The following is a 26,415-nucleotide window of genomic DNA, read 5'->3' as shown; positions in this document are numbered from 1 at the left end:
ATGATCTAAAGGAGCGTCGTCCACCTATGCATTCCCTGTTGGTTATTGAGCCCGCTGGAACAGAGAACCCCGCAGAAGCGCGCTCCTCAGGGAGCCCTGACAGTATCCTCAGCTCCTGTGGTTATGTAGTAGGAACAGCAGCTTCTCCCGAACAAGCCGCCCCGCTCATCGGCGATGCGGACGCCTTCATCCTCAACCTTCCGGTAACGGATATCAGCAGCTGGAGAGCCCTGCTGGTCCGGCATAAGGTCGCCCCGGTATTATGGTGGTGCACCCCGCTGACCTCTACCTTATCCGTCTCCGCCTGCGGCGACGACATTATGGTAGACGGAATTCTGTCTCCTGCGATGAAGTCCCCGGAGATCCACTGGATGCTTCACTTCAGCTCCAGGCAATGCTTCGAGCGCAAGCAATGGCTGAAGGAACGGGAGCAGCTATTGTCCCGGATCGAGGAACGCAAATGGATTGACATGGCCAAGGGCATCCTGTCCCAAGCCAAGAAGATCAGTGAATCGGAAGCCTACGACCTGCTGCGCAAGCAGGCGATGAATGAACGTAAACGGATCGTAGATGTGGCAACCTCCATCGTCAAGGTCTACCAGATGCTGCAGGATCAAACTTAAGGAGAATTCCATATGATTAATATTCTCAAGGAAGTAGCCCGCGGTAAACGCGGTGCGAAGGATTTAAGCTACGGGGAAGCTGAATATGCGGCGGAGGCCATTCTAGGGCAGACCGCTTCACCGGTGCAGATCGGGGCGTTCCTGATCGCAGAACGTATGAAGCTGGAGAGCCTGGAGGAGCTGGAGGCTTTTGTCGCTGTCTGCCGTAAATATGCCCTTCGGGAACCTGTACACCAGGGAATAGACTGTGCCGGTCCGTATGACGGCAGGGTTCATTCCTTCATCGCTACCTTCCCTACGGCCTTCCTGCTGTCAGCCGCAGGTCTGCCGGTCACCCTGCATGGTTCAGCGGGCTTGCCGCCCAAATGGGGAATTACGCTACAGGATCTGATCCAAGCCAGCGGAGTAGATGTGACAAGTCTGAGCCGCAAGGCCGCCATTGAAGCCGCCGAAGCCAGCGGTGTGCTGTTCGTGAAGTCGGAGCAGTGGTGCCCGCCGCTGGGGGAGCTTCGCGGACTCCGTGAGGATATCGGGATGCGCACGATCTTCAACACAGCTGAGAAGCTTATTGACTATTCATGCTCGCCGTTTATTGTATTCGGTATTTTTCATAATACAGTGTTCGACCGGATCTCCCGGCTCATTGTGAAGCTTGGCTATCAGCGGGGGCTGGTGGTTCAAGGCGTGGAAGGCTCGGAGGATCTGTACATTGACCGCCCGAACCGTGTATACCGTATTCAGAACGGAGCCGCAGAGCTGGACATCATCGACCCGGAGGCGCTCGGCCTGGAGGTAACTGTACCCGCAGAGCTGGAGTGGACCGCAGCACGGCAGCTGCGTACTGCCGAGGAAGTCCTGCAAGGCGGCGGGCATATGGCCTACTACAACCAGACGCTGCTGAACGCAGCAGCCAGACTACATGCTGCCGGCCGTGTGAATTCCATTGAGGAAGGCGTCTATACCTGCAAGCCTCTGCTGGACAACGGCCTGGCCTGGGAGACGTATCTGAAATGGCAAAACGCCATGCTGGGCCGAAAGGCAGCCTCACTCGGGCAGGGATAAACTAAGCTGCGGCTGCTGGTGGAAAGGAAGGCAGACGGATCACCGGATGCGGGGTAAGTGAGCCAATGAGGTGCATTAGTACACTTGAATTTACCGGATGCGGGGTAAATGAGCGAATGAGGTGCATTAGTACACTTGAATTTACCGAATGCGGGGTAAATGAGCGAATGAGGTGTATTAGTGCACCTGAATTCCTCGGATGCGGGGTAAATGAGCGAATGAGGTGTATTAGTGCACTTGAATTCCTCGGATGCGAGCTAAATGAGCAAATGAGGTGCATTAGTGCACCTTTTATATCATGGGACAGCTTCAGATATCGCACTCACAAACTATTGTCTATTATCTTGTAAATGCGAACCGTTCACCTCCTAATCGAATATGTTAATAATTGGGATTTTGTTATCCTGCGCGATTAAGATCATTAGGAGGGGATGATTACAATGGCCGTTCTATCCACTGGTCCCATCGAAAACAATCCAGTAAATGGGACAAGACCCACCCAATCAGTAACGGTTAAAATCGAAAACAAAGATGCTTTCAGCTATGGCACAGTAACGATTCAAGCCTACACTCTGAATGGAAGCCGAATATTGTATGCGAATGATGCTTTTTCGCTTGCCCCAAATGCTGTAGCCACCAAAGATTATTATGCGAATTTTAGCTTTGATTTTGTGATCACATTCACAGGTGTCAACACCGAGAACCTGGCAGCCTCATTATGGGGGAAAAGCAGTACCGGGGCGCTTGTTGCACCACATCGTCTAGTATCTTCCGAATTGCTGGGAAGCGGAACAGGTTCAGTTGGCGCGACGGGTGCGACAGGAATCACCGGGACGACGGGGTCGACCGGAGCTACTGGGACTACCGGAGTTACCGGAGCTACTGGGGCGACGGGGTTGACAGGTGCTACGGGAATCACAGGAACGACGGGTGTGACGGGTGAGACTGGCGCTATGGGAATCGTCGGGGCCACGGGTATGAAGGGTGAGACCGGCGCTACTGGAATCACTGGGGCCACGGGTCTGACAGGTGCTACGGGAGTGATCGGGGCTACAGGAGCCACCGGGGCGACGGGTCTGACAGGTGATACTGGCGCGACAGGAATCATCGGAGCCACGGGTGTGACGGGTGCTACTGGCGCCACGGGTGTGACCGGAGCTACCGGAGTGACGGGAGAAACAGGGCCTTCCGGCGGTTCCACCGGGGCTACAGGTTTCACGGGCGCTACCGGAACAACGGGCGCTACCGGAACAACGGGAGCCACTGGGGCAACCGGAGCTACTGGCGCCACTGGCGCTACAGGTGTAACCGGGGTTACAGGAGCTACCGGAACCGTACTTCCTGATCCGTTTCAGGTATACGTTCAAGCAGGCGCAGTGGGAGGAAACGGGACACAGGCTAGCCCTTTTGCCACCATTCAGCAGGGAGTCACAGCCGTGTCTCCCAATGGAACGGTTTATATTATGGGAGGCACTTATCCCGTAACGGCTAATATCGGAATTAATAAAACAGGCGTAACTATAAAAGGATTTCCAAATTCCTTGATTATTCTTCAGGCCGCAGCCATTGTTTTTACCATTACCGGCAGCGGTGTGACGATTGATGGTCTGACTATAACCAGCAACAATCCTTATGCTGTTGAGTTCATTCAAGTGGCGGGAAGCAATCACACCATCATCAATAATGTAATCTTTGGACCGCCGCAGGCCGGACCTTCCTCTGGTTGGGTGGTTAACCGGGGCTTAGTTTCCGCTGCTAACAACATGACCAATTTGATCATGCGGAACAATGTGTTTTACTCGTTGCGCCAGCCGGCCTATTTCAATCCAAATGCAACGGGTGAGGTAATTAATAACATTGTTTACAATACACGAGGCTTCGTAAATGACCGGGCTGTAATGGTCTTTTCAGGCAATGCCTGGGGCAGCCCGGAGAACGCCGTGGATATTGCTCTGCTGGTGGGCACAATTACCGGACCTCCCTTTGACCCGTTAACGGAGCTTAGTGCTAACAACAGTACCGCTTCCATACAAGACTCTCGTTAACAGAAGCTGCAGCAGTCTGCATACAAAAGAAGCGCAGGTCCGTACCAGCTACGGAGACGCGCTTCTTTGGGTTACTTCAGGCCACGGTCTGGCGGGACCGGGTATCCTAGCTCTAGGCTCTAGGCTCTAGGCTCTAGCTCTACGCTCTAGCCCTAAGCTCTGGACTCACGCGCTCCGCCCAGCTTGAATACCAGAATGCCGCCGACGATGATCAGAACGCCGATCAGTTGATTGAACGAGAACGGAACCTTCGCAAGGCCCAGCCAGCCCAGTGAATCCCAGAGCAAGGCGAATCCGAGCTGGGATGTAAGCACAATCGAAATGGCATAGGTTGCGCCAAGGATTCTGGTGGCCTGGACCAGACAGATCACGACCCCCACTCCAATCATCCCGCTTAACCAGTACCAGGGCTGCATATGCTGCAGCGTGAACATATTCTTCCCTTCCATGATCAGCCCCATGAGGAGAGAAGCGGCGAAGCCCATGCCCAGCACCAGTGTGGTGGTGGTCCAGGAGCCTGTATGCTCATTGACCTTGGCATTGAAAATATTCTGTAAGCTGACCAGCGCTCCCGCGATTAACGCAAGTAGTATTCCTGCTAACATATCTGTTGCTCCCTTATCTGCTGATTTGAATGGCTTGTGTTGTTCATCCTCAGAACTTCAGTACCACTACCCCGAGAATCATCATCCCGATCCCAATGAACTGCGGCAGCTTCATCTTCTGCTTGGCGACACCGAACCAGCCCCGGACATCAATTACAAAAGTCAGGCAGAGCTGGGCAATCAACAGTGCCGAGATGGTCAGTGTAACCCCGATGTTCTGAATGGCCGTAACCTCGCTGAAAATAACGAATGCGGCAAAAGCGCCGCCGGTCAGGTATAGCGGTTTACTTTTGCGGAAGCCGTGTTTCTTCCCGTCCCGAACCATCAGTGCAATAGCCAAGGCCATAATAAACCCGGTTAACTGAGTAATCGTAGCCGCCTGCCAGGTGCCAATATCCTGACTGATCCTGGCATTAGCTACCCCCTGAAGTGTAATACAGGCCCCGCCCAAAAATGCGAATAGTATCCCTCTCATCTGTCTCTCTCCTCTGTATGCTTCTCTGTACTTATTAAAAGCCAGTTCGCCGGATTGGAAAAGGACATATGTCCTATAATGTAAAAGTGTCTGCGCTTAAGAGACAACAAGCCCGTTTCAGGCCGTATTCCGGCTTAAAACGGGCTTGCTTTATATTCGCCAGCGTATAGCTGATCTTCACCAGACGATCAAGCGAGCAGCTTCATTTCCCGCAGCTTGTCCATAATGATTACACTGACCGCGGATACACGGTCTTTATCCTCATAAGTCAACCACGCCAATTCTTCGATTTCCGAAGCAGGGGTTAGCTCGCCGGTGAACTCGGCGCTCAGGCAGGTCATCCGTACGAGGATGCCTTCTGTTTTGCCATCCGCCTGGGCTTCAAAGCTTCCGAATTCAGCAATCGTCTCCGGCCGGATCTGTACCGACAGCTCCTCTTCAACCTCACGGATCAGGGTCTCGGCGTCACTCTCACCGGGCTCCCGTTTGCCGCCGGGGAAATAATAGGTGTCTTTCCCTTTGGAACGCGCGCCCAGTACTTTGCCGTCCACCACATAGATCCATGCTACTTTATCAATCACTTCAGTCATGGTTAGCCTGCACCTTTCCGTTTGTCTTTAATATGCATATGCTGCCCGGCCTCTTGCCAAGGCACCGGATAGGCTTCACCCTTGGCACAAAAGATAGAGGTGGAGGAGTAAGCCGGGTCCGCATTTTTATTATAATTGCGCTGTGCAATGACCGCTTCCGTCTGATGGCAGGGCAGGTAACCGGCCACTCGGAGTGACAGCGAGCCTTTGCCCTGAGTCATGGAGGCCAGCCTCACGCCGTAATCCATGAAGCTTGCCGCCGGAACCGTACCGGTTATTACAGCCTTGGACTCCAGGATCTCCGGGGGATTGAAGAAGCCGCCTGCCCGCTGGATATCACTCATAACTTTTCCCACATCGTCAGAATCTATCCGGATCTTCAGGTCATAGACCGGCTCCAGCAGCACATTCTCCGCCTGCTCGAGCCCCTGGCGCAAGGCCCGGAACGCCGCTTCCCGGAAGTCTCCGCCGCTCGTATGCTTATTATGCGCCCTTCCGCTAAGCAGCGTGATCTTCAGATCCGTCAGCGGGGACCCGGTCAGCAGGCCGTGATGCCCGCTCTCCAGCAAATGCTGCTCAATCTGGTGCTGATAGCCCACGGCCAGATCATCCGGGTGACAGTCGTTAATGAAGGTAATCCCGCTGCCGCGTTCCCCCGCCTCAAGCTTCAGATGAACCTCGGCGTAGTGGCCCAGCGGCTCGAAATGCCCGCAGCCATAGACGGTATCGGCAATAGTCTCCTTGTAGAGAATCTCCGGGGGACCAAAAGCAACCCGGATCTGGAACCGTTCCGCAACAATCTGCTCCAGAATCTCCAGTTGAATCCCGCCCATCACATGAATATGCAGCTCCTGCAACTCTTCATCCCAGCTTACATTCAGTGAAGGATCTTCCGCGCCAAGCTGTCCGAAGGCATGCATTAGCTCCTTCAGGTTCACGGGCGGCTCGAAGAGGACTTTGGACTTCAGGGTGGGGATTAGACCGCTCCCTTGAACATCACGAAGTGCCCCCACACCTGCGCCCGGCAGTGCTTCGCTGAGTCCGACCACGGCGAACAGCTCTCCTGCGGCAGCCCAGTCGGCAGACGTATACGCGGTACCGTTATATTTGCGGATTCCGGTGATCCGTTCCGAGGAACGTTCCGTTTCGGGCCCATAGGATAAGCTCTCCCGGTTCTTCAGCACTCCCTGGAGCGCTTTGACGTAGGTGATGCGTGTGCCTTTTTCATCATGGCGGATTTTGTAGACTCTCCCGGCAAAAGGGAGCTGATGATCGTACTCCGTGAAGGTGGCCTTACTCAGAACCTCCAGGAACTCCCCCACTCCGCGGTCAAGCAGCGCTGAACCTTGCATACACGGAAACAGCTCTCCGCTTTTCACGAGGGACTTCATTGCATTGAGGCAATCGCTGTCTGACAAAGTGCCTTCCAGGTACGATTCCAGGAGCGAATCCTCACGTTCGGCAACGAAAGATTTCATCTCATCGGTCCACGCTTCTTCCGGCTGCTGCGGCAGCAGGAAGGCATTGCTGCTAAGCTGCTGCCGGATCTCCTCCACTACACGCCCCGGGTCCGCACCGGCACGGTCGGTCTTATTAATGAAGAACAAGGTTGGAATCTGATGCTGGCGCAGCAGCTGCCAGAGCGTTTCGGTGTGACTCTCCACACCTTCCACCGCGCTAAGAATGACCACTGCATAGTCCAGCACCTGCAGACAGCGCTCCATCTCCGGAGAGAAATCCACATGGCCCGGGGTATCCAGCAGGAAATAACGCGCATCCTTATAAGTAAACTCCGCTTGATCGGCAAAGACTGTGATCCCGCGTGATTTTTCAATCTCATGGGTATCCAGAAAAGTGTCCTGATGGTCCACACGGCCCCGGCTGCGGATCGCTTCAGTATGGTAGAGCAGCTGCTCGGCGAAGGTCGTCTTACCGGCATCGACATGCGCCAGCAGTCCGACAGTTATATTATTCATAGGGTGCTGCTACACCTCTCCACGGATATGCGGAACGACCTCAGACTGATAAAAAGCGCTCAGACGTTCCATTTCAGCAGAACTATACGACGGTACATCCAGTGTTGCGAGATTATCCTTCACCTGAGCTTCATTCTTGAAGCCCGGAATCACGCAGCTGACGGCCGGATGGTCCAGAATCCAGCGCATGGAGGCCCGTGCCATATTGCCGCGTCCTTCAGCGATCCACTCCAGCTTATGCGCCAGCTCCACACCCTTAACAAACGGCAGCCCGGCAAAAGTCTCGCCCACATTGAACTGCTCTCCGTTCGCGTTGAAGCTGCGGTGGTCATTCTCCTGGAAGGTGCTGGTCTCCTTGAACTTGCCGGTCAGCAGACCGCTGGCCAGCGGCAGGCGCACCAATATCCCTGCACCCTTAGCAGCTGCCACGGGCAGCAGTTCCCGGGCGGGCTGCTGGCGGAACAGATTGAAGATCACCTGCAGCGCTTCCACTCCCGGATATTCCAGACACAGCAGACCTTCCTCGATGGTCTCTACACTGACGCCGTAGTGGCGGATTTTACCCTCGGCCTTCAGCTGGTCCAGCGCTGCGAAGACACTGCCGTCCCGCAGAATTTCAATCGGCGGGCAGTGGATCTGATACAGATCAATCGCCTCCCGCTCCAGCCGCCGCAGGCTCTGCTCACAATATTCGCTTATTCTGCGCGCGGAGTAATTCTCCGGATCGTGGATATCCCCGGCACGGCAGAATTTCGTGGCAATATGTACCTCATCTTGTTTGCCCTTGGTCGCCTTGGCGAGCAGCTCTTCTGCATGACCGGAGCCATAGACATCGGCGGTATCGAAGAAATTCACGCCCTGCTCCATCGCCAGCTGCAAGCCCTTCAGCCCATCCTCGTCCCTGCTGTTCCCCCAGTCCCCGCCAATCGCCCAAGTGCCAAAGCTGACTTCACTTACAGACAGACCTGTATTTCCCAGCTTGCGGTATTTCATCTTAAGAACCCTCCGTTTAAGAGATTAGTGTATGGAACCGTTCACAACTCCTCTTATTATGAAGGGTTTGGGCGGTCAGGTCCAGTTTATGATTGGGGGAAGTGATGGAGATTGAGGGAGACTCGGGGAGGCTGGAGGAGATTGGATTAGATTGAAGGAGGTACTATCCTTTTGAATGAAGAAGTGGAAAAATGTATCTTAATTTATCCATTTCTGAAGATTACAAGGAAGCAAGTGGAAAAACAGCATCTATTACCCTAAGGTTTTGTCTCTTAGGCTGAATGATGAATATTTAAGTGCTGTTTATCCAATTGCTGTTGTAATACAGCCAATTTGCTCATTAGCAAGTGTACAAAATCCATCTACTCTCCAGCCCTTAACATCCCCGGCTCCTAAATTGGGAGCAGAAACCAGCCTTCGACGGCCGCAGTAACCAATGACTTATAAGCTCTGTGCGATGTCGGCAATCTTCTGAATAATGCACGGTACTTCATTGCTATCATTGATTACAAAAAATAATCCGACTCGCTCTCGGTTGGCGGTGGCGCCAGTCCATTCTGTGAGTCAGTAATCTGCCGACGTAGCACTTTGTCAAAACTGGAAGCCGCCGTTCTGAAAATAGCTGTACTGTGCTGACTACTCTCGATACGCGAATGTAGAATCTCATCAGGAATATTAAAATAAACAAGTACACTAATAAACCCTTTCTGGTGAAACCATTCGAGCAGGCTTAAACGGCCTTCACGGCCGCGGTTGGCATTACATAAAATGAGATGTTGCTCCGAATGATGGACAGCATAATCTACAACTGTTCTGGTAAAGGCGTCCTTGAGCGTGTTCACACCTTGCTTGGGCAGCAGACTTGTATAATATGTATTGATAAATTCAGCAAGGTTATCCCGGTCAATGACAGTCGATTCAGGCAAGTGCTGTTCTAATTCTCTGGCAAATGTAGTCTTACCGCTATGCGTTTTACCGATAGTAAGGATCACTAGCCTTTTCATCCATACCGCTCCCTTTTCAAAATATTAAAAGCAAACACCGGATAACTCTCCACAGGCTCGAAGCCCAGCTTCAGGGCTAATCTATGCGAAGCGGTATTCTCATGCGTCGTTTCCCATAACGGCTCGCAGCCTCTCTCCAGATAATAACGGATCAACGAACGGGCAGCGAGCGTCGCATATCCTTTGCCGCGCTCCGCCTCTGCGTAGGTATCCACATCTATGAAGTAGCTGTTGTCCACAATGAATCCGTTATTCTTACAGAGCGACATGATCTGATCTCCTTTGCTCACAACAGCCCCAACAGTGTTCAGTCCGCCGAATCGGTTGTGAATTTCAGACACACTATTCTTTTGCTCCTCCAGGACCGGAAATTCTTCGTAAGCTACAATTACATCATCAGGTGAGAATTCAGCCGCAGCACCGGCTTCCAGTTGAATAAAATGCTCGTGCCTGAACTCATACACTGACTCCATATGTCTCTGAATACTCAGTCCTGCGTATCCTTGTAAGAATAAGTTCGTCCATGCCTCACCATCATCCGTGTAAATCTCGAACCAATTCTCCTGCCTCTGCTTGCAATCAGGAACGACTACCGTCTGCAAGAAGGATATCAGCTTCATCTGATAGATCTCTTCACTGATATCTCCGGCAGCATACATCCATCTAGCCGTAGTCCATACCACTGCAAGTGTTGGCGCAATGGTGTCATCGGCAAACACCCGTCCAGGATAATTTCCTAGCAAGACGGACAAGGCCGGAATATGTTGTTTTTTCTCATTGAAAAAATGAAAAATCGCTGAATATTCCTCCGTTTTGAGCTCTATCATTATGAAAACCCTCCAGGTCAGCTCTATAATTCAATACCGGAGCACCAGCACAAACCGCATCCCCCGCTCCAGCGGCTCCGTGAAGATATCGCCACCCATTTTCTGTAGCAGCTGTTTGCAGATGAAGAGACCCAGGCCGTTGCCCGGCTTGCCATCGGCGTTGGAGCCGCGCCAGAAGCTGGTGAAGATGTGGGGCAGCTCGCTGAGGAGCAGCGGGGTGCCAGAATTCTCAATGACGATCAGCTGGCGGTAATCCTCCTCACGGAAGGTAATAGAGATGGACTTCCCGTCTCCATACTTGATGGCATTCTCAATCAGATTGTTCAGCACCTCAAGCAGCCGCTCTTCATCTCCAAGCAGCAGCTTGTCCTGATATTCTCCTATCTTCAGCTCCGTCTTCAGCAGCTCCAGCCGTCCCTTGTGGTTATGGAGGAATGTGCGGATCAGTCCGCTGATATAGAACTCTCCCGGAACAACCTCTATATTCTGCAAAGAGGAGACTGAAGCGGTAATCATACCGCCAATCAGCTGCTCCAGTTGCTCTGCTTGCTGGCCGATCAGCCGGGCGGCTGTGTGCCGCTTGACTTCGCTGTCATACAGGCTGCCCTCCAGGGCGCTGGCATAGAGCCTGATCGTGGCGACGGGTGTTTTGAGCTCATGCGACAGGGAGGCGACGAGTGTCTGGCGGTCTTTTTCCAGGCGGAGATTGGTCTGCTTCTGGGCATCCAGTGTCTGCCGCAGCAGATCCAGCCCCCAGATGAACCGGCCGAAGAACCGGCTCCGCTGCTCCTGCATGCCTATGTTCACCTGACCTCTGGATAACTCGTAGGGTAATTCCTGCAAGATGTGAAACGGCCGCAGAATCTGCTTGCGGATATAGAACAGCAACACCATCACCGCTCCAAGCGCCGCCAGCAGGAACAGATTCAGCACCAGCGGGATACTGTAGTCCGGCCCGGACATCCGGTAAGAGAAGCGTAAATACCCCGCCAATTCCTGCTCCTCATAGACAGGTTTGACCATGAACTCATGGGTTCCCGCAAGATCTGTACCGGCAAAAAACTGCTGAACAGCCTCCGCCCCCTCACCCTTCCCTATCCAGCTTAATCCGTTCACGTATGTATAACGGTTCTGATCCAGCACGATATCCTCCGGCCGAATTCCGCTCCTCACCTCATCTAAGATCCGGTTGATCTCTACCCGGTATGCCTTACCTGGCTCTTGTGTCTTCTTGTAGGATACATATCCGTTCAGAGCGGCGATCAGTGTCAGCCCGATGAGAACCGTCCAGAGCATCAGCCTGTTAAATGCCTTCATATTTATATCCGACTCCCCAGACGGTAACGATACACTTCGGCTCTTTGGGGTTGGGCTCGATTTTGTCCCGCAGCTTATTCACATGTACGGTCAGCGTGGACGGCTCACTGAAGCTGTCTGCTCCCCATACCTGCTGGAACAGCCACTCTTTGCGCAGCGCCTTGCCCTTATTGCCCATCAGCAGCACCAGCAGCTCGTATTCTTTGGCTGTCATCCCGAGCGGCTGGCCGTTTCGATATACCACCCTGGAGGTCTGATTCACGGTAAGTTCGCCATCGGTAAGCAGCAGCTTGTTCTCGTTCATATCATAACTCCGCCGCAGATGCGCCTTGACCTTGGCCGTCAGCAGAGGCACCGAGAAGGGCTTCTCCAGGTAGTCGTCCGCACCCAGCTCCAGACCGATAATCTTATTCTCGTCCCCGTGGCGTGCACTCATGATCAGAATCGGCAGATTGAACTTCTCCATGGCGAGTCTGCACACTGCGAAGCCGTCAAGCCCGGGCAGCATAATATCGAGCAGCAGCAGCTTGACGGCATTCGCCTCCAAATAAGCCAATCCCTCTTCAGCGGAAGCCGTATTGCACACGGAATACCCCTCCACCTCCAGAAAATCCTTCATCACCTCCGCCAGCTCCGCATTATCCTCAATGATCAGAATGTCCGCCACGGCTATCTCCTCCTGCTGCCTGCTACCAGCCCATCTCCATCAGCCAGCCCGTCAGGCTGTGTTCACGTTCCCTGAGACCCTGCTCCGGCAAAAATCTGCCCAGCAGATGCTCCCCCTGAATGTTGCCGTCCACCATATAGAGTACCTTATCACTCTGTGCGGCTACCTTCACATCATGAGTAACCATCATTAGTGTGGTCCCTTCACGGTTGATCCGGCACAGCTCGGACATCACTTCCTGTGCGGCTTTGGAGTTGAGCGCACCTGTAGGCTCATCGGCGAACAGCATCGCCGGCTTGTTAATGAGCGCCCGGCAGATACAGGCCCGCTGCAGCTGCCCGCCGGACACCTCCGTAATGTCATGGCCTGCCGTCTCAATGATATTCAGCTTCCGCATCAGCTCATCGGCGTATTCATTCACCTCGCTGCGGCTGCGTCCGTTGTCCTTACCGCTCAGCGATTGATAGCCTGATAGAATAATATTATCATAAATCGAGAGATTGCCTAGCATATGCATCTGCTGGAAGATGAATCCCATCCGGTGCAGCCGCAGTTCGGCCATGCCTTTCTCAGAGAGCCGGGAGAGGCTCTGCCCGTCGAAGACCACCTCTCCCGCTGTAAGCCGGTCCATCCCGCTGACGCTATAGAGCAGCGTGGACTTGCCCGAACCGGACGGCCCCATGACAGATACGAACTCCCCGGCATGAAGCGTGAAATTAATATTCCGCAGGACATTGTTCTGTCCTTTATTGACGATATAGGTTTTGCATAGATTGGTTACTTCGAGTACTGCTGCCATTTCGCCACTCCTTCTCTTCTCTTAAATTAAACGCTTGGATCTAATATAAGAATCTCTAAGATTTAAACGTTAAGTTTAATCGTCACTGCGGTGAACATTTGGACTTCCAGCCGCTGTTGTCAACAGATTTCCTAGATTCAATCCGCTCTTCGCGGGTGAAATCCGTTGACAGCTTATGCTTACGAGGCAGCTTTCCTTCGGAAAGCTTTCAGGCGGACGCTACCGCTCCTCCAGTTCCAAATTTCCCCTCCGTTCCTTTCGCTTTTCGTTATTTCCCGTGATTCTTATTGTAGAATCCAAACGCTTATTCCTTATTCATATTCCAAATCTGCACACGCTTGATTTGGCCGCAGCTGGTGTATACGGCCAGCATAACAACGGCCAGGATCAGCAGCGGATACCATAGATAGACCTGAAGCGGGAGTATATTCATCTCCAGGCTCGTCAGGCCGAAGATCCGGAAGATGAGACCCAGCAGGCGGCCGCCGAGGGTATTCGCGGCGATCACACCCAGAACCAGCGAGACAGCCATGATGATTAGAATACGCAATACCTGCCACAGCCGGATAGCGGCATTCGTGAAGCCGATGCTTTTCATGACCGCGATGCCGTACACTTCCTTCGCAATCATCAGTCTGACGAACAGGCTGGTGATGAAGAACGTAATCAAGCAGATGATTGCCGTAAGCAGCGCATTGATGCTTTGGAGCTGGCTCATGAAGCCTCCGGTGATCTCGCTCAGCATTTCGAGCGATGTTTTGATACCTTGTTCCGGGAACTGCTGCTGAATGGCCTTCATCATCGCGGCCTTCTCTGGCTCTGGAGTCTGGAGATCGCCGGAGAACAGATAAGTCGATACCATCTTCAGGTCATAGTCCCGGGCAATCCAGACCGCATACCCCTCGTTGGAGATACTTTGGAACAATCCGCTGATCATGAAGGTGCCGGGTACCCCGTCAATTTCAAACGTGATATTGTCGCCGACCTGCTTCCCGTACTTCTCGGACATGATGGTCGTAATGGCGATTTCATTCCTCAGAATCGGGGCCGTTCCCTCCAGAATCTCAACCGATCCGTTCTGATCATTCTTCTGGCCGTTAATCCGCCGGTTCTCCTGCCCGTTATCGGAGATATATTTGGTCAACACCGCATAATTCGCGGCAAGCGTGACCTCGAAGCCCTGATCCTTCAGCCGCTGAGCGAGGAGCTCTTTTTCCTGCCGGATCTGTTCCACGGTCTTCTCTGCAATCACTGACTTGGAATAAAAGTCCGCACCGACCGTACCGAAATATTCCAGGAATTTAGGAGTAACGATCGTATTGGTCAGATTGACCGGAATCAGGATAATTGCCGTGCTTAAGATCAGCGTCAATATAAGAGAAGTGTAACTCTTCAACCGGTTCATCACATCGCTCAGAGCGAGGAAGAACGGGGGCGGCAGGACGCGGCTGCGATGGAGATGAATGCTCCGGGAAGCCTTGAAGCGTTCCCCGGTCTGGCCTTGCCGGATCGCATCAATCGCCGATGCCTTGTTAATCTTGCGCATGCAGAGCAAACAGAACAACAGAATAAATGCGATCATGACCACCGTGCTAAGCGACGAGATCATGATACTGGTGCTGCCTCCGGGCAGAATCATATACTGTGAAGTCCGCCGGGACATCAGCGTTGTAAGCGGAAGACTGATGCCGAGCCCGAGAATGCCGCCAAGGCAGGCCAGACCTGTGTATTTTGTCAAATAGAGCTGCTTAATCGCCCGGGATCTGAACCCGATTGCTTTCATAACGCCAATCTCCTTGTATTCATCCTGCAGAGTGGAGACAATCGTGAACCGCAGGGTAAGAAATGCAATGAAGATCAGGAAGACGCTGATCGCGAACATCATCGCAGAGATAATCCGGTCGGTCATATAAGTCATCGTCACCAGAGCCTTATCGACTTCAAAGTTAACTGGCAGATCACTGTTCGCAAAGGAAGTCGATATTTCAGTTGAATCTACACCAGGCACCGCGATGAAACTCCATAGATTCATCAGCGTATCTTCTGGCAGCTGCTTCTCTATTTCTTCGAAATCCTCTGTAGACAACAGGATACGCTTCAGGCCCAGCAGATCAGCCCCCATGAATGCATCCTTGAAGTAACCGTTCACCGTGAACGTTTTCTTGATCCCGCCGAACTGGATCATTAGCTGCTCACCCGGCTGGATACCGCTGCTCAGCATCAGACTGACCGGAAGGCCGAGCTCCCCTGGCTGAAGCTTGTAAGGCTCATTGTTTTCCCCGAAGACCCGGTTCACCTGTTCTGGAATAGTAGCCAACACGAAGCTTATATTTCCGGAAAAGCTCTTGCGGCCTTCAGGCATCGTAATCTGCTCCAGTGACAGACTAATTTGCCGCTCTGTATAAGCAGCTTCCACCTTCTTCTCCTGCTTCACCCAGTCCTGCACTGCCGTATTATAGCGGGGCGTATTGGCCAGCGTAACATTGAGGTCCGCCACCTTGCTGGTTTCAATGAAGCTGTCCAGGGCACTGGAGGTGGAATACATCAGGCTGGAGCTGCTTGCGGCGAGTGTCGAGGCCAGGATAATGAGTATGAGCAGAACGGTATTCATCACCTTTTTACGCCGCAAATCCTTTTTTAGAATAGTCAGGAACACGTTTGTTTTCTCCCTTCGTCAAGCTCTGTCCTGATTATAAGGGGGCAATTGTTAAATAATCCTTAAGTGGACCTACTAATAATCCGCACAAAAAAAAGAGCTAAGGAATACACACTCCCATAGCTCTTGGCTTGTCTTGATTAGAACTGCTGTCTGGCAAAATCATAGAACGCCTGCGCCGCTTCCCATGACGGGAATCCGGCCTGAGCCAGCTTGTCGCTGCCCCCGCCTTTGCCGTGGTATTCGTTCAAATGTGCTTTGAAGAAGGCTCCGCAAGAGAGTGCAGCAGCACCATGATGAGCCAGAACCACCTTATTCTCCACGGCTGTCAGCAGCAGCACCGGAAGCTCAGTCAGGGCCGTCAGCTTCGCCGCGAGACTCTGCAAATCCTTAAGCGGCCGGGTATCGGAGATATGTGTGATCACCTGGCAGCCAGCTTCCATAGAAGACAGCAGTTCGCGGGCCAGATAACTGTCGTTCAGCTCCTTCATGGCAGCCAGTTCTATCTGAAGCTGCTTCTGCTCTTGCTCCCACTTCTCTATCCGGTCTACGATTTCGTCCTTGCCGGTATTGAATTTAACAGACAGCTTACTCAGGATTTGGAGACTATTATTGAATTCATTCAGCGCGCGGCTGCCGCATTGGAAGGTAATCCGGATATTGCCCTTCTGCTTCTCGGACCGCAGCAGCTTAACCATTCCTATAGCACCAGTCGAAGAGACATGGGTTCCTCCACAGGCATTATGCTCCACACCCTCGATCTCAACAATCCGGATATCCTCCGTTACCTTGGGCAGCTTCACCAGCGGCAGTCTGGCCATTTCTTCTGCCGTCACGAAGTAGCTGGTAATCGGGCGATTCAAATAAATCTGGCGGTTCACCTCTTGCTCGGCCTCTGCCATCTGCGGCGCTGACAATTCCGGTATGGCGAGGTCAATCGTGGCATAGTCGCTGCCCAGATGGAAGCTGAGTGTCATTGCCTGATACAGCTTACGGAATACCGCCGACAGCAGATGCTGGCCGCTGTGCTGCTGCATATGGTCGAATCTCCGGGTCCAGTCGAGCTTGCATCCTACCTCCATCTGTCCGGGAAGCTCCGCTACCTTGTGCAGCACCTCCTGATCCTCCAGCACCACATCCAGTACAGCTATCCCGCCGATAGTTCCCGTATCGCAGGGCTGTCCGCCGCCGTGGGGATAGAAGGCTGTCTCCGCAAGCGTTACATATATTCCGTCTTCCCGCTGAAGGGTCGATGTTATTGTTGTGCTCCATTCGTTCACATAAGCCGAGTCATAATATAGCTTCGTAGTCATGTTAAGCTCCTCCATTATCTATGCTTAATGCATCGTATCCCATATTTGCTTGCCGATCAGTATGACAGTGACGGTTATAAATAGCGGACGAATGTATGCCGCTCCTTTGCGGATGGCGATCCGGGAACCGACTATGGCTCCGATGACCATCGGAACGCCCAGGATCAGCCCATGGGTGTAGCTGACCGAGCCGAGGGCAATGAATGTAAGCAAGCTGGTGATGTTGCTGGCGAAATTCAGCACTTTGGCATTGCCGGCAGCCGTCACAAATTCGAAGCCCATCATCAGAAAAGCAAAGATCAGAAAGGAGCCGGTTCCCGGACCGAAAAAACCGTCATAGAAGCCTATGACAAAAGCCGCGAGGCTTCCGATCAGGCGTGTTCGGCCATTGCTGCCGGAGAAGGTGGAGACGTCGCCCCAGGCTTTTTTGAATAAAGTATAGATCGTAATCACCACCAGCATCACAATCACCAGCGGCTTCAGAAACTCTGAAGGCACCTGACGGACGGTAAGCGTACCGGCCACTGCTCCGATAATAGATAACGGGATCAGCGTTCTGACCAGCTTGAAGTTGATTTTGCCGGAACGCACGAAGGAGGCTGTGCTGGTCAGTGAACACATTGATCCGGCTAGCTTGCTGCTGCCGAGCAGCAGCGGAAGCGGAATTCCGACCGAGAGCAAGGCGGGAATCGCAATCAGTCCACCGCCGCCCACTACAGAATCAATTAATCCGGCCAGAAATCCGCAAATCACCAATATAAGAACCATGCTAATTGTCCAGTCTTCCATGCTGCGCATTTCCCCCTCCTATGCCGAAGAAAAGCGGACAAGCCTGGGAATCGGCTTGCCCGCTTATTCAAGATATAGCTGTTCTATTCTTCCGAATCCACGTTGTGGTAGACCTGCTGCACATCGTCCAATTCCTCAAGCGCATCAATCAGCTTCTCGAACTGGGCCTGCGCATCTTCAGGAATAGCTACATAATTCTGTGGAAGCAAGGTCAGCTCGGCTACGGTGAATTCTGTAATACCCGCGCCGCGGAAGGCTTCCTGCACAGCATGGAATTGGTCCGGTTCGGCATACACGATCACTGCTTCATCTTCTTCCAGCACATCGCGGACATCCAGATCGGCTTCAATCAGAAGCTCCATGACATCATCCGCAGACTTACCTTCTACACCGATAACCGCTGTTGGATCGAACATATACGTAACCGAACCGCTGACGCCCATATTGCCGCCGTTCTTGCTGAAGGTGGAACGGACCAGCGGAGCCGTACGGTTCACGTTATTAGTCAGCGCATCGACCACAATCATTGAGCCGCTCGGACCGAAGCCTTCATATCGAAGCTCCACGTAGTTCTCATCTCCGCTGCCTTTAGCTTTTTCCAGGGCGCGGTCAATAATCGCCTTCGGCACATTGTAGGTTTTGGCGCGTTCCAGTACAACCTTCAGCGCCCGGTTGGATTCCGGATCAGGCTCACCCTTCTTGGCAACCACATAGATTTCTACTCCGAACTTAGCGTAGACCTTACTTGTATTAGCATCCTTGGACGCTTTTTTTTCCTTAATATTATTCCATTTACGACCCATATCGTTACCGCTCGCTTTCCAACATTTGATGTTAAATAGTCCTGTACATTATACCTCTGTTCGATTGATCCCGTAAAGAGCCCCGATCTTCCGCCGAAGACTAGCCTCTCTAAAATGACATCAGGATGCCATAAAATTCTTCACTCCTTACGAAGCCCCGTAGCCTGAAAAACTCCCGCCTTCAAGATTGTTGTCTTGTGGACGAGAGCTTGAATAAGCTTCGGGGTAACGCCTTCCGCCGGAAGCAAATGGAATAATGTATCTTAATCCGCCAATTTCTCAGAAATGCGCCGAAGCAAGTGGAAAAGGTACAACTAATCATGTTAGTTTCAGGTGCTTTGGGTGAAATGAGCAAATTTAAGTGTTGTTTATCCAACTGCTGTCCTAACAGGGGCCATTCATTCATCAGCAAGTGGAGGAAATCCAACTAATTCGGGTTATCGCCATACTTCTACACCCAAACCTCATTCGCCGTCTCAATCACCAGCCGCAGCTTGTCCCACTGCTCTTCTTCGGTCAGGATATTGCCCTCCTCGGAGGAGGCGAAGCCGCATTGTGTGCTTAGACACAGCTGGTTGATATCGACATACTGTGCCGCTTCTTCGATGCGTGCCTTGAGTTGCTCCTTGCTCTCCAGGCCGCCATGCTTCGTGGTCACCAGTCCCAGCACGACGAACTGGTCACGGATGAAGCGCAGCGGCTCGAAGTCCCCGGAACGTTCGTTGTCATACTCTAGGAAAAAAGCGTCCACCTTAGCATTAGCGAACAGCTCCTCGGCAACCGGTCCATAGCCTCCGGCGGCGAACCACGTGGAGCGCAGGTTCCCCCGGCATACATGCAAGGCAATCGTCATGTCCGCAGGGCGTCCGGCAATGCTCTCATTAATCAGCCGGACGTAATCCTTCGCAAGCTGGTCAGGGTCAACGCCCCTGCTGCGCAGATGCGCCCGGTGTCTGCCGCTGCACAGCGTCCCCCAGGTGGTATCATCCAGCTGCAGATAACGGCAACCGGCATCATAGAAGGCCTGAATCGCCGTCCGGTACACCTGAATGATATCTCCGTACAGCGTTTCGGTATTGGAATAAATCTCGTTTCCGTTATACTCCTGCACGAAATGGAACAAAGAGGGTGAAGGAATCGTCATTTTGGCCAGCGTCTCTCCGGCCATCTGCTGCAACATACGGAATTCCTCGACCATAGGATGGTCTCCGAAGGCGATTTTACCGGTAATTCTGAAGCTCTCCGCCCTGTTCGTCTGCTCCTTGGAAGCGCCGGGAGTACCGCCAAGAGTGATCTTTCCAGTACCCTCAATCCCGAGGAAGAAGTCCAGATGCCACCAGGAGCGGCGGAATTCACCGTCTGTGACTGCCTTCAGCCCAAGGGCCTTCTCCTGCTCCAGCAGCTTGATAATCTCGACATTCTCTATCTCATACAGCTGTCCGGCGGTAATGTCACCTTCCTCATGCAGGCTGCGCGCATTCTTGATCTCATCTGTACGCAGGAAGCTCCCGACAATGTCGTAGCGGAAGGGCGGTGCGTTTCTTGTCGATCCGATAACTGGACTGCTCATACGTCCCTCCTGCTCTTATAGTAAGAAAGATTCAAGCTCGAAATAATTACCCGACACCAGATCATTCAGAGTATCAATATATGTAGACATGATCTCGCTCGGTTTGCGGTCCTTGTGGGCAATCCAGCCGACAGAGAACACTTCCTTGCTGTCAAAAGGAATCGTGATCAGCCCTGCATCATCTACCTCAGAGGCCATAATCCCGGTCCCCACCGTATACGAATCGCTTCCAAGCAGCAGATGAGTCAGCGTGGCCCGGTCTGTGACCTTAATATTCTTCTCAATCTGCGTGAAGCTAAGCATCTCCTCCGAGAAATGCAGCGAATTGTTATCCCCCTGTTCAAAGGTAATATACGGGTACGGAAGAATATCGTCCATCGTGATTCTCTCTTTTGCGGCCAATACATGTCCAGCCCTCACATATACATGAGGATTCGTATTGAACAGCGGCGTGAACTTCAGGTTCCCGTCACTGAACAGCTTATTCATGATCTTATAATTGCTCTCGTTAATATACAGAATGCCGATATCGCTGCGCAGGGTACGCACATCCTCAATAATCTCATAGGTCTGCGTCTCTCTCAGGCTGAAATTATATTCCTGCACCTTACTCTCCTTCATCAGCTTCACAAAAGCATCCGTAACAAACGCATAATGCTGCGTAGATACCGAAAAGTAAATCGGGCTTCGCTTCTTACCGGTATAGCGGTTCTCCATGAATTCTGTCTGCTCAATAATCTGCCGGGCGTAGCCCAGGAACTCCATGCCTTCCGCCGAGATGCTGATGCCCCGGTTATTGCGTTCAAAGATGGTGATGCCAAGCTCATTCTCCAGCTCCTTGATAGCATTTGAGAGGCTGGGCTGCGACACAAATAGCCGTTTGGCCGCTTCATTCATAGAGCCGCTGTTCGCAATCTCAATGGCGTAGCGGAGCTGCTGCAAAGTCAAACCTGTTCCTCCTCTGATCAAGGAATTTACTTGTTATCCTAGCATACCTGCCGCATTCGATCTACTATAGATTATGCGTGCGGGTTAACACCTGTTATTGGCTGCGCTTTTTGCCTGCATCAATCTTGGACGGGTCAAGCCCTTCCCAGATATTCTTGATATCCGCCTTCCCGGGGTCCTCGAACACCAGGAAGGCTGTTGGCAAATAACGCTCCCCATACTGCGAAGAGGGCTTGTTGACAATCTCATTGTCCTTCACCAGCACCGTCGAAGATCCTCCGTCCAGATTGGCGGCAATCACCGCACCCTGCTTCAGCATAATCTGCTGGACATCATATAGGTTCGCCCCGATACTGTAGCCCGGCTGCCGCCCGTCGATCACCACGAAGATCAGGGCACCATCTGCCCGTTGACCCATAGCCGTTCTTGGAGCGATACCCCAGCCTTCAGCAGCATTCTTGATCTGGCCTTTTCCGTTCACTATAATCCGCGGCTGAAAAGAAACCGCCTCCTGAACCCCCAGCTTGCTCATCTCATCCAGGGTGTAGTTTCCGGCGATCATTTTGCCTTCTTTGTCCAGGCCTACGATTTGCGTGGATTTCTTGCCGCCCAGGCCGTTATAGTACAGCTTCCCTTGGGAAACGACCAGGCCGATCGGCTTGAAGCCATTGCCCTTCCAGTTCGGGTCGGCGAAGCCGCCGCCGTTCACTCCGGCGATTGCACCTGTCCGCGCCACCATACTGGATACCTTCTCCCCTGAACCGATCTTGCTCGGCACCCCCAGCCGCACCTTTTTGGGGTCGTTCACAATCATGACATATCCGGTATACCCGCTGCCCGTCACCTCTTCAATCTGGACAAGCGGTGTTTCTTGGACTACCTTTTCAGGCTCAGGCTTGATCTCATGGGTATCTACCTCGTCGCCCATCTCCTCGAAGCGTTTGGTATAATCGCTGACGCGGTGCTTCAGCTCGTCTTCGCCGATAATATATTTGGCCCAGTGCCGGTGTTGTGTCGTAATCAGCGTATCTGCGATCAGATAGCGCGTATTCTTGGCAGACGGTGCGAAATAGAGCCAGCCTCCGGCTGCAATCATAAGAATGAAGCAGATCATACAGACTCTGAACAGGTTACGGAAAAACCCTCTTTTCTTCCGCTTACGTGCCGGCTTCTTCTTGTTGCGTACAGTGGAACGTTGTGGTAATGATGAAGAGTTCACTTCTGAATATCCTCCCTAAACAAACTGATAATGGGTACATCTATCAACTCACAACTTCCATAATAGACGAATTCCCAAGTTTAAAAGTTTCAGTTTGTTTAACACTGCCCATAATTTGTAAGTTGAGGATTATTACGCTGGGCGTAGCTCCGCTACTGGAATACACCTCAAGAATCATCCAGTTTCAGTATCGCTGGTCCAATAACGTACGGGTATTTGCATAAAGCCAACCTAACAGGTACTTGCCCTATGAAGATATTCCACTTGATTAGTTGTTGATCAGACATAATCGCCTGCCGGTGGATGAAGTAAGGACTTATGCGGTCCAGACAACATGTACTGGCTCCCCCTTTACCCATCCACCTACATCTGAGGCATCGAATAGAGGGGCACTACTGCCCCACATTTGCTCCCTTTGGGCTGCATCCGGCCCTGGTGCCTCGCGTCTGCCCATTGTATTCGGTTTTTCTGTGAAAATACGTCTGGCACTGCGATAAACGCACGGCCTACGCAGCGCTCCCAGTCCAATTGTGTTCGGTTATTCGATTACATTCTGCCTACGTGGCGCTCCCGGTCTAATTGTGATCGGTTTTCCGATTACATTCGGCCTACGCGGCGCTCCCAGTTCAATTGTGTTCGGTTATTCGATTACATTTGGCCTGCGCAGCGCTCCCAATCCAATTGTGTTCGGTTTTCCGATTACATTTGGCTTATGCGGCGCTCCCGGTCCCATTGTATGTAGTAATGGCAATTTACACTCTATTTTGATTTTGTTAAGTACAGCGTCAGCTCATCATCTACCCGAACTTGATCTCCAGGAACAACGGGCAAGTTATCATACATAATTCCCCTGCCATCCGGGATGTAGCCGCGTTTGGCGTATAGCCGTTGTGCAGTACCATAACTGGCATACAGTCCAAATCCAATTCCGATCGTATCGAATCTAGCGAACACTTCTGCTTCAAGAGCTTCTATCAATACATTCCCAATGCCGCGTTTGCGTAAGGTAGAGATCACATCGAGATTCTGAATCTCTGGAATATGATTCTCTGCAAAATAAGGATAGTGGGAGGTATATACGATATGTCCCCAGCCCGCAAAATCATTGTCATGGAAGGCTAAGAGCGTAAGCCTTTTATTCTCAACGTTCTCCCGCCAGCAATGCTCAATATACTCTATGGGTTTGCTGACATCATGCGGAGACAACCCGTCATATATCAATGCAATATCTTCTGACTTCATTCGGCGAATAATTATAGCCAGGCTCATACGTATCATTCATTCCTTTCCAGGTACTGGGACTAAGTTCTAATTGTATTCCGTGCAATTAAAACGGTCAATTCTTACGCCACTATAGGTTTAATTGCATTTCCTGCAACTAAAATCTCCCATATCCTATAAAAGAGATCTCACGGCTAATTATAGTTGTACGGACTACATTTAACCTGACCAATCCGGGTTTTCGCCGTCTTTTAGATGTACGAAATACATGTATTTGCTGTACAGTCTTGCCTAAGCTCCGGCTTTCTCATCGTCCCCCAATGCACTGCTGATTGCTCAAACCCTTGTTGAATTTGAAAAAAACCGTGCATCTCTGCACGGCTTCTCTTAACTGCCCACTCTATAGATGATGTACAGCTATTAACAACCTTGGCTTAGCGGTTTCTGCCCACACCGCCACCGCTGCTTGCGCTGCCGCCCCCGCCGGAATTGTTATCATCATCGTCATCATACGAGGAGTAGCGTCCAGCCCCGCCTCCGCTCGACGAACCGCCGCCACCATGATTGCTGTCATCATCATCGTCGTCACGGGAGGAAAACCGCCCGGCTCCGCCTCCGCTTGACGAACCGCCCCCGCCCGAATTGCTTCCCCAGAAGCTGCCCGACGAGCTGCCGCTTGAGGAAGATTGGCTGTGATGGTGCGGCCGCCGATTCGTTCTTCTCTGGCCGTAACCATACCCCGGCTGGCCGGTCCAGGCGCCATAACGCCGGATATTGCGCGGGTTATGGGGATTAATCCGGATACCGTAACGGGCAATGTACCGGTTGCGCGCCGCCGCAGCCAGACTGATCAGCGCTATGAGGATCAGGAAGATTCCCATAATCGTGATCCCCTTGGATTCCGAGACAGGCACCGGCTTGACGTATGCCTTCGTCGTCACTGGTGATTTACCGGCTGCGGAAGTGACTGCTGCTGGTTTCGAACCGCCGGTGGCATTTCCCTGGATGGCATCTGCTCTGGCCAGGAAAAAGCTGTGGAAGGCATTCGCCACGCCGGTAGCGCCACTGGCATAATCTTTTGCCGCAAACTTGGGCTCCAGCACCGTATCCAGAATCCCGCTGATCCGTTCATTCGTCAGCACTCTGTCGATCGACTTGCCCTGTAGTACATGATAGTTATCCCCGCCGATATCGAGCACCAGCATCACATCTCTGGGTCCGGCTGCAACCCCGGCGAACTTCGCATAGGTGTAATCCTGCAGGCTTTTGCCGCCAGTATTCTTAACAGTCACCACATAGATTCCGCTCCCGGTGGTAGCCGCGTAACGGTTGCTAGACTGATTCAGATAATCCTTGGTGACTTGCGGGAGAACTCCGGCATTGTCCGAGACATAGCTTCGGGTGCCAAGCGTTTCCGAGTAGCTTCCGCCGAGCTTCTGAATGAAGGAGCCATAGGTTGTATGTGCACCGGCGCTATACTTCTTGGCAGCGAAGTCCGGCTCCAGCGATGCCGAGAGAATCTTCGAAATTACACCACTGTTCAGCTCAGTCTCCAGTCCCTTGCCGGGAACCGCCCAGTAATCATCATCCTGAATCGAGAGCAGCAGCAGAAGTCCAGTATTCTTATCCACCGAGCCGACTCCCCATGAATTGAACAGCGAGGTCGCATAGTCTTCCATGGATACGCCGTTCGTGGACTTCACAGTAACCAGAACAACCTGTGCACCGGTCTTCTGATGAAGCTTCACCCCGTAGTTAACCATATAATTCTCGGTTTTCTCATCAATTACGCCTGCAAAGTCATTCACATAGAATGATTCTGAATGTTTCGGAACAGCGGCCTCCGCCCGCCCGGGTGCCAGCGGCAGTAGAAGCACAATCATCAGCATGGCGATCAGCGCTGCTTGTATACTTTTACGATTCATTCATTACCCCTCCGGCTTCTCTTATCTCTTCTATTACTATATCGGTTACGCACAGGATGGACTAATAGTTCCATCTCTCTTATGTGTATGTCCGAATCTAGTAAATATTCAAAAGAGCCTGCCGGTGGTTACTCGTTATTGAACCGGTCCGGATGAGAGCCGAAGCGCTGATCGCGGTTCAGGGCATTAATCCGGCTGATGTCATCCTCAGACAGCTCAAAATCAAAGATATCGGCGTTTGCAATAATCCGCTCTTCCTTGACCGACTTCGGAATGGTCACAATTCCGTTCTGCAAATCCCAGCGCAGGATGACCTGCGGCAGCGTTTTGTTATGGTGGGCGGCAATGTCGGCAAGCACTTCATTGTCCAGCAGATGGCCCTGGGCGAGCGGTGCCCAAGCTTCAATCTGAATGCCCTCAGCCCGGCAATACTCGCGGAGCTCCAGCTGGTTAAGCAGCGGATGCAGCTCCACCTGGTTAACCATCGGCTTCACTGTGGCATCTGCCAGGAGATCCTCCAGATGATCAATCTGGAAGTTGGAGACCCCGATGGCACGGACTTTGCCGTCTGCATACAGCTTCTCAAGGGCGCGCCAAGTGTCTTTATACTTTGCCCGAATTGGCCAGTGCACCAAATACAGGTCTACATAATCTAAGCCAAGCTTGCTTAAGCTCTGGTCAAATGCCGCCAGCGTAGAATCATACCCCTGCTGCGTATTCCATACCTTGGTGGTGATGAACAGCTCCTCACGGGCTACACGCGATTCACGGATGGCCTGCCCGACGCCTTCTTCATTTCCGTACACGGATGCAGTATCAATACTCCGGTAACCGGCCTTGATGGCTGCTTTGACCGAATCCATAACCTCCTGGCCCTCTTGTACCTTGAAGACACCCAGACCAAACCATGGCATCTGAACACCGTTAGCTAATGTTGTTGTTGATTGTAGATTCATCATTTACAAACACCCACCTATCTATATGATTT

The 26,415-nt window shown here is 52.3% G+C and carries 22 protein-coding genes and 1 pseudogene; 3 read left to right on the top strand and 20 right to left on the bottom strand.

Annotated elements, in window-relative coordinates:
• Window positions 1–26 precede the first annotated feature (26 nt).
• The 3 genes from HQN87_RS02655 to HQN87_RS02645 all read left to right on the top strand — a co-directional run bounded on the left by HQN87_RS02655 (window position 27) and on the right by HQN87_RS02645 (window position 3,730).
• A complete protein-coding gene (locus HQN87_RS02655; RefSeq protein ID WP_173127256.1) occupies window positions 27–623 on the top strand; it encodes an ANTAR domain-containing response regulator in 597 nt (198 codons plus the stop codon).
• A gap of 12 nt (window positions 624–635) precedes the next feature.
• Complete coding sequence (locus tag HQN87_RS02650) at window positions 636–1,685, top strand: anthranilate phosphoribosyltransferase (protein WP_173127253.1); 1,050 nt, start codon at window positions 636–638, stop codon at window positions 1,683–1,685.
• A gap of 440 nt (window positions 1,686–2,125) precedes the next feature.
• Entirely contained in the window at window positions 2,126–3,730 is a 1,605-nt protein-coding gene (locus HQN87_RS02645) for a right-handed parallel beta-helix repeat-containing protein (RefSeq protein WP_173127250.1), read from the top strand.
• 152 nt (window positions 3,731–3,882) lie between these two features.
• Here the strand turns inward: HQN87_RS02645 and HQN87_RS02640 are convergent, their stop codons facing one another.
• The 20 genes and pseudogenes from HQN87_RS02640 to pgoN all read right to left on the bottom strand — a co-directional run bounded on the left by HQN87_RS02640 (window position 3,883) and on the right by pgoN (window position 26,386).
• Window positions 3,883–4,335, bottom strand: a complete 453-nt coding sequence (locus tag HQN87_RS02640) for a DMT family transporter (protein ID WP_173127246.1) — start codon at window positions 4,333–4,335, stop codon at window positions 3,883–3,885.
• 49 nt (window positions 4,336–4,384) lie between these two features.
• Window positions 4,385–4,810: a DMT family transporter gene (locus tag HQN87_RS02635; RefSeq protein WP_173127243.1), complete on the bottom strand. Its 426-nt coding sequence runs from the start codon at window positions 4,808–4,810 to the stop codon at window positions 4,385–4,387.
• A gap of 188 nt (window positions 4,811–4,998) precedes the next feature.
• A complete protein-coding gene (locus tag HQN87_RS02630) occupies window positions 4,999–5,400 on the bottom strand; it encodes an NUDIX hydrolase (protein WP_173127240.1) in 402 nt (133 codons plus the stop codon).
• 2 nt (window positions 5,401–5,402) lie between these two features.
• The gene (locus HQN87_RS02625) at window positions 5,403–7,376 is read right to left on the bottom strand and encodes an elongation factor G (protein WP_173127237.1); all 1,974 of its coding nucleotides are present in this window, start codon (window positions 7,374–7,376) and stop codon (window positions 5,403–5,405) included.
• A 9-nt stretch (window positions 7,377–7,385) separates the two neighbouring features.
• Window positions 7,386–8,369, bottom strand: coding sequence for an aldo/keto reductase (locus HQN87_RS02620; RefSeq protein ID WP_173127234.1), 984 nt, complete (start codon window positions 8,367–8,369; stop codon window positions 7,386–7,388).
• 441 nt (window positions 8,370–8,810) lie between these two features.
• A pseudogene (locus HQN87_RS02615) lies at window positions 8,811–9,373 on the bottom strand (AAA family ATPase).
• Window positions 9,370–10,200, bottom strand: a complete 831-nt coding sequence (locus HQN87_RS02610; RefSeq protein WP_173127231.1) for a GNAT family N-acetyltransferase — start codon at window positions 10,198–10,200, stop codon at window positions 9,370–9,372. The pseudogene HQN87_RS02615 and the gene HQN87_RS02610 overlap by 4 nt, the downstream one beginning before the upstream one ends.
• 30 nt (window positions 10,201–10,230) lie before the next feature.
• Window positions 10,231–11,517, bottom strand: coding sequence for a sensor histidine kinase (locus HQN87_RS02605; RefSeq protein ID WP_173127228.1), 1,287 nt, complete (start codon window positions 11,515–11,517; stop codon window positions 10,231–10,233).
• The gene (locus HQN87_RS02600) at window positions 11,504–12,184 is read right to left on the bottom strand and encodes a response regulator transcription factor (protein ID WP_173127224.1); all 681 of its coding nucleotides are present in this window, start codon (window positions 12,182–12,184) and stop codon (window positions 11,504–11,506) included. The genes HQN87_RS02605 and HQN87_RS02600 overlap by 14 nt, the downstream gene beginning before the upstream one ends.
• A 22-nt stretch (window positions 12,185–12,206) precedes the next feature.
• Complete coding sequence (locus HQN87_RS02595; RefSeq protein ID WP_173127221.1) at window positions 12,207–12,983, bottom strand: ABC transporter ATP-binding protein; 777 nt, start codon at window positions 12,981–12,983, stop codon at window positions 12,207–12,209.
• A gap of 304 nt (window positions 12,984–13,287) precedes the next feature.
• Window positions 13,288–15,612, bottom strand: coding sequence for an ABC transporter permease (locus tag HQN87_RS02590; protein WP_173127217.1), 2,325 nt, complete (start codon window positions 15,610–15,612; stop codon window positions 13,288–13,290).
• 167 nt (window positions 15,613–15,779) lie between these two features.
• Window positions 15,780–16,952 carry an alanyl-tRNA editing protein gene (locus HQN87_RS02585; RefSeq protein ID WP_173127214.1) on the bottom strand — a complete coding sequence of 391 codons (1,173 nt, stop codon included), beginning with the start codon at window positions 16,950–16,952 and terminating at the stop codon, window positions 15,780–15,782.
• Between the two features lie 24 nt (window positions 16,953–16,976).
• Complete coding sequence (locus HQN87_RS02580) at window positions 16,977–17,741, bottom strand: TSUP family transporter (RefSeq protein ID WP_173127701.1); 765 nt, start codon at window positions 17,739–17,741, stop codon at window positions 16,977–16,979.
• An 83-nt stretch (window positions 17,742–17,824) separates the two neighbouring features.
• Window positions 17,825–18,544: a YebC/PmpR family DNA-binding transcriptional regulator gene (locus HQN87_RS02575; RefSeq protein ID WP_173127211.1), complete on the bottom strand. Its 720-nt coding sequence runs from the start codon at window positions 18,542–18,544 to the stop codon at window positions 17,825–17,827.
• Window positions 18,545–18,995: 451 nt separating this feature from the next.
• Window positions 18,996–20,114 (bottom strand): 5-methyltetrahydropteroyltriglutamate--homocysteine S-methyltransferase, encoded by a 1,119-nt coding sequence (locus HQN87_RS02570; protein WP_173127208.1) that lies wholly within the window; start codon window positions 20,112–20,114, stop codon window positions 18,996–18,998.
• 15 nt (window positions 20,115–20,129) lie between these two features.
• Window positions 20,130–21,062, bottom strand: a complete 933-nt coding sequence (locus HQN87_RS02565; protein ID WP_173127205.1) for a LysR family transcriptional regulator — start codon at window positions 21,060–21,062, stop codon at window positions 20,130–20,132.
• A 94-nt stretch (window positions 21,063–21,156) separates the two neighbouring features.
• The gene (locus HQN87_RS02560) at window positions 21,157–22,281 is read right to left on the bottom strand and encodes a phosphodiester glycosidase family protein (protein WP_173127202.1); all 1,125 of its coding nucleotides are present in this window, start codon (window positions 22,279–22,281) and stop codon (window positions 21,157–21,159) included.
• 759 nt (window positions 22,282–23,040) lie between these two features.
• Window positions 23,041–23,550, bottom strand: coding sequence for a GNAT family N-acetyltransferase (locus HQN87_RS02555; RefSeq protein WP_173127199.1), 510 nt, complete (start codon window positions 23,548–23,550; stop codon window positions 23,041–23,043).
• A 386-nt stretch (window positions 23,551–23,936) separates the two neighbouring features.
• Window positions 23,937–25,427, bottom strand: a complete 1,491-nt coding sequence (locus HQN87_RS02550) for a TPM domain-containing protein (RefSeq protein WP_173127196.1) — start codon at window positions 25,425–25,427, stop codon at window positions 23,937–23,939.
• 128 nt (window positions 25,428–25,555) lie between these two features.
• Window positions 25,556–26,386 carry a glyoxal/methylglyoxal reductase gene (gene pgoN, locus HQN87_RS02545; protein ID WP_173127193.1) on the bottom strand — a complete coding sequence of 277 codons (831 nt, stop codon included), beginning with the start codon at window positions 26,384–26,386 and terminating at the stop codon, window positions 25,556–25,558.
• Between the last annotated feature and the right edge of the window lie 29 nt (window positions 26,387–26,415).

It is taken from the genome of Paenibacillus tritici (genome assembly GCF_013204885.1).
Taxonomy (GTDB): domain Bacteria; phylum Bacillota; class Bacilli; order Paenibacillales; family Paenibacillaceae; genus Paenibacillus_AQ; species Paenibacillus_AQ tritici.
This window is presented reverse-complemented; position numbering and strand designations above follow the sequence as displayed.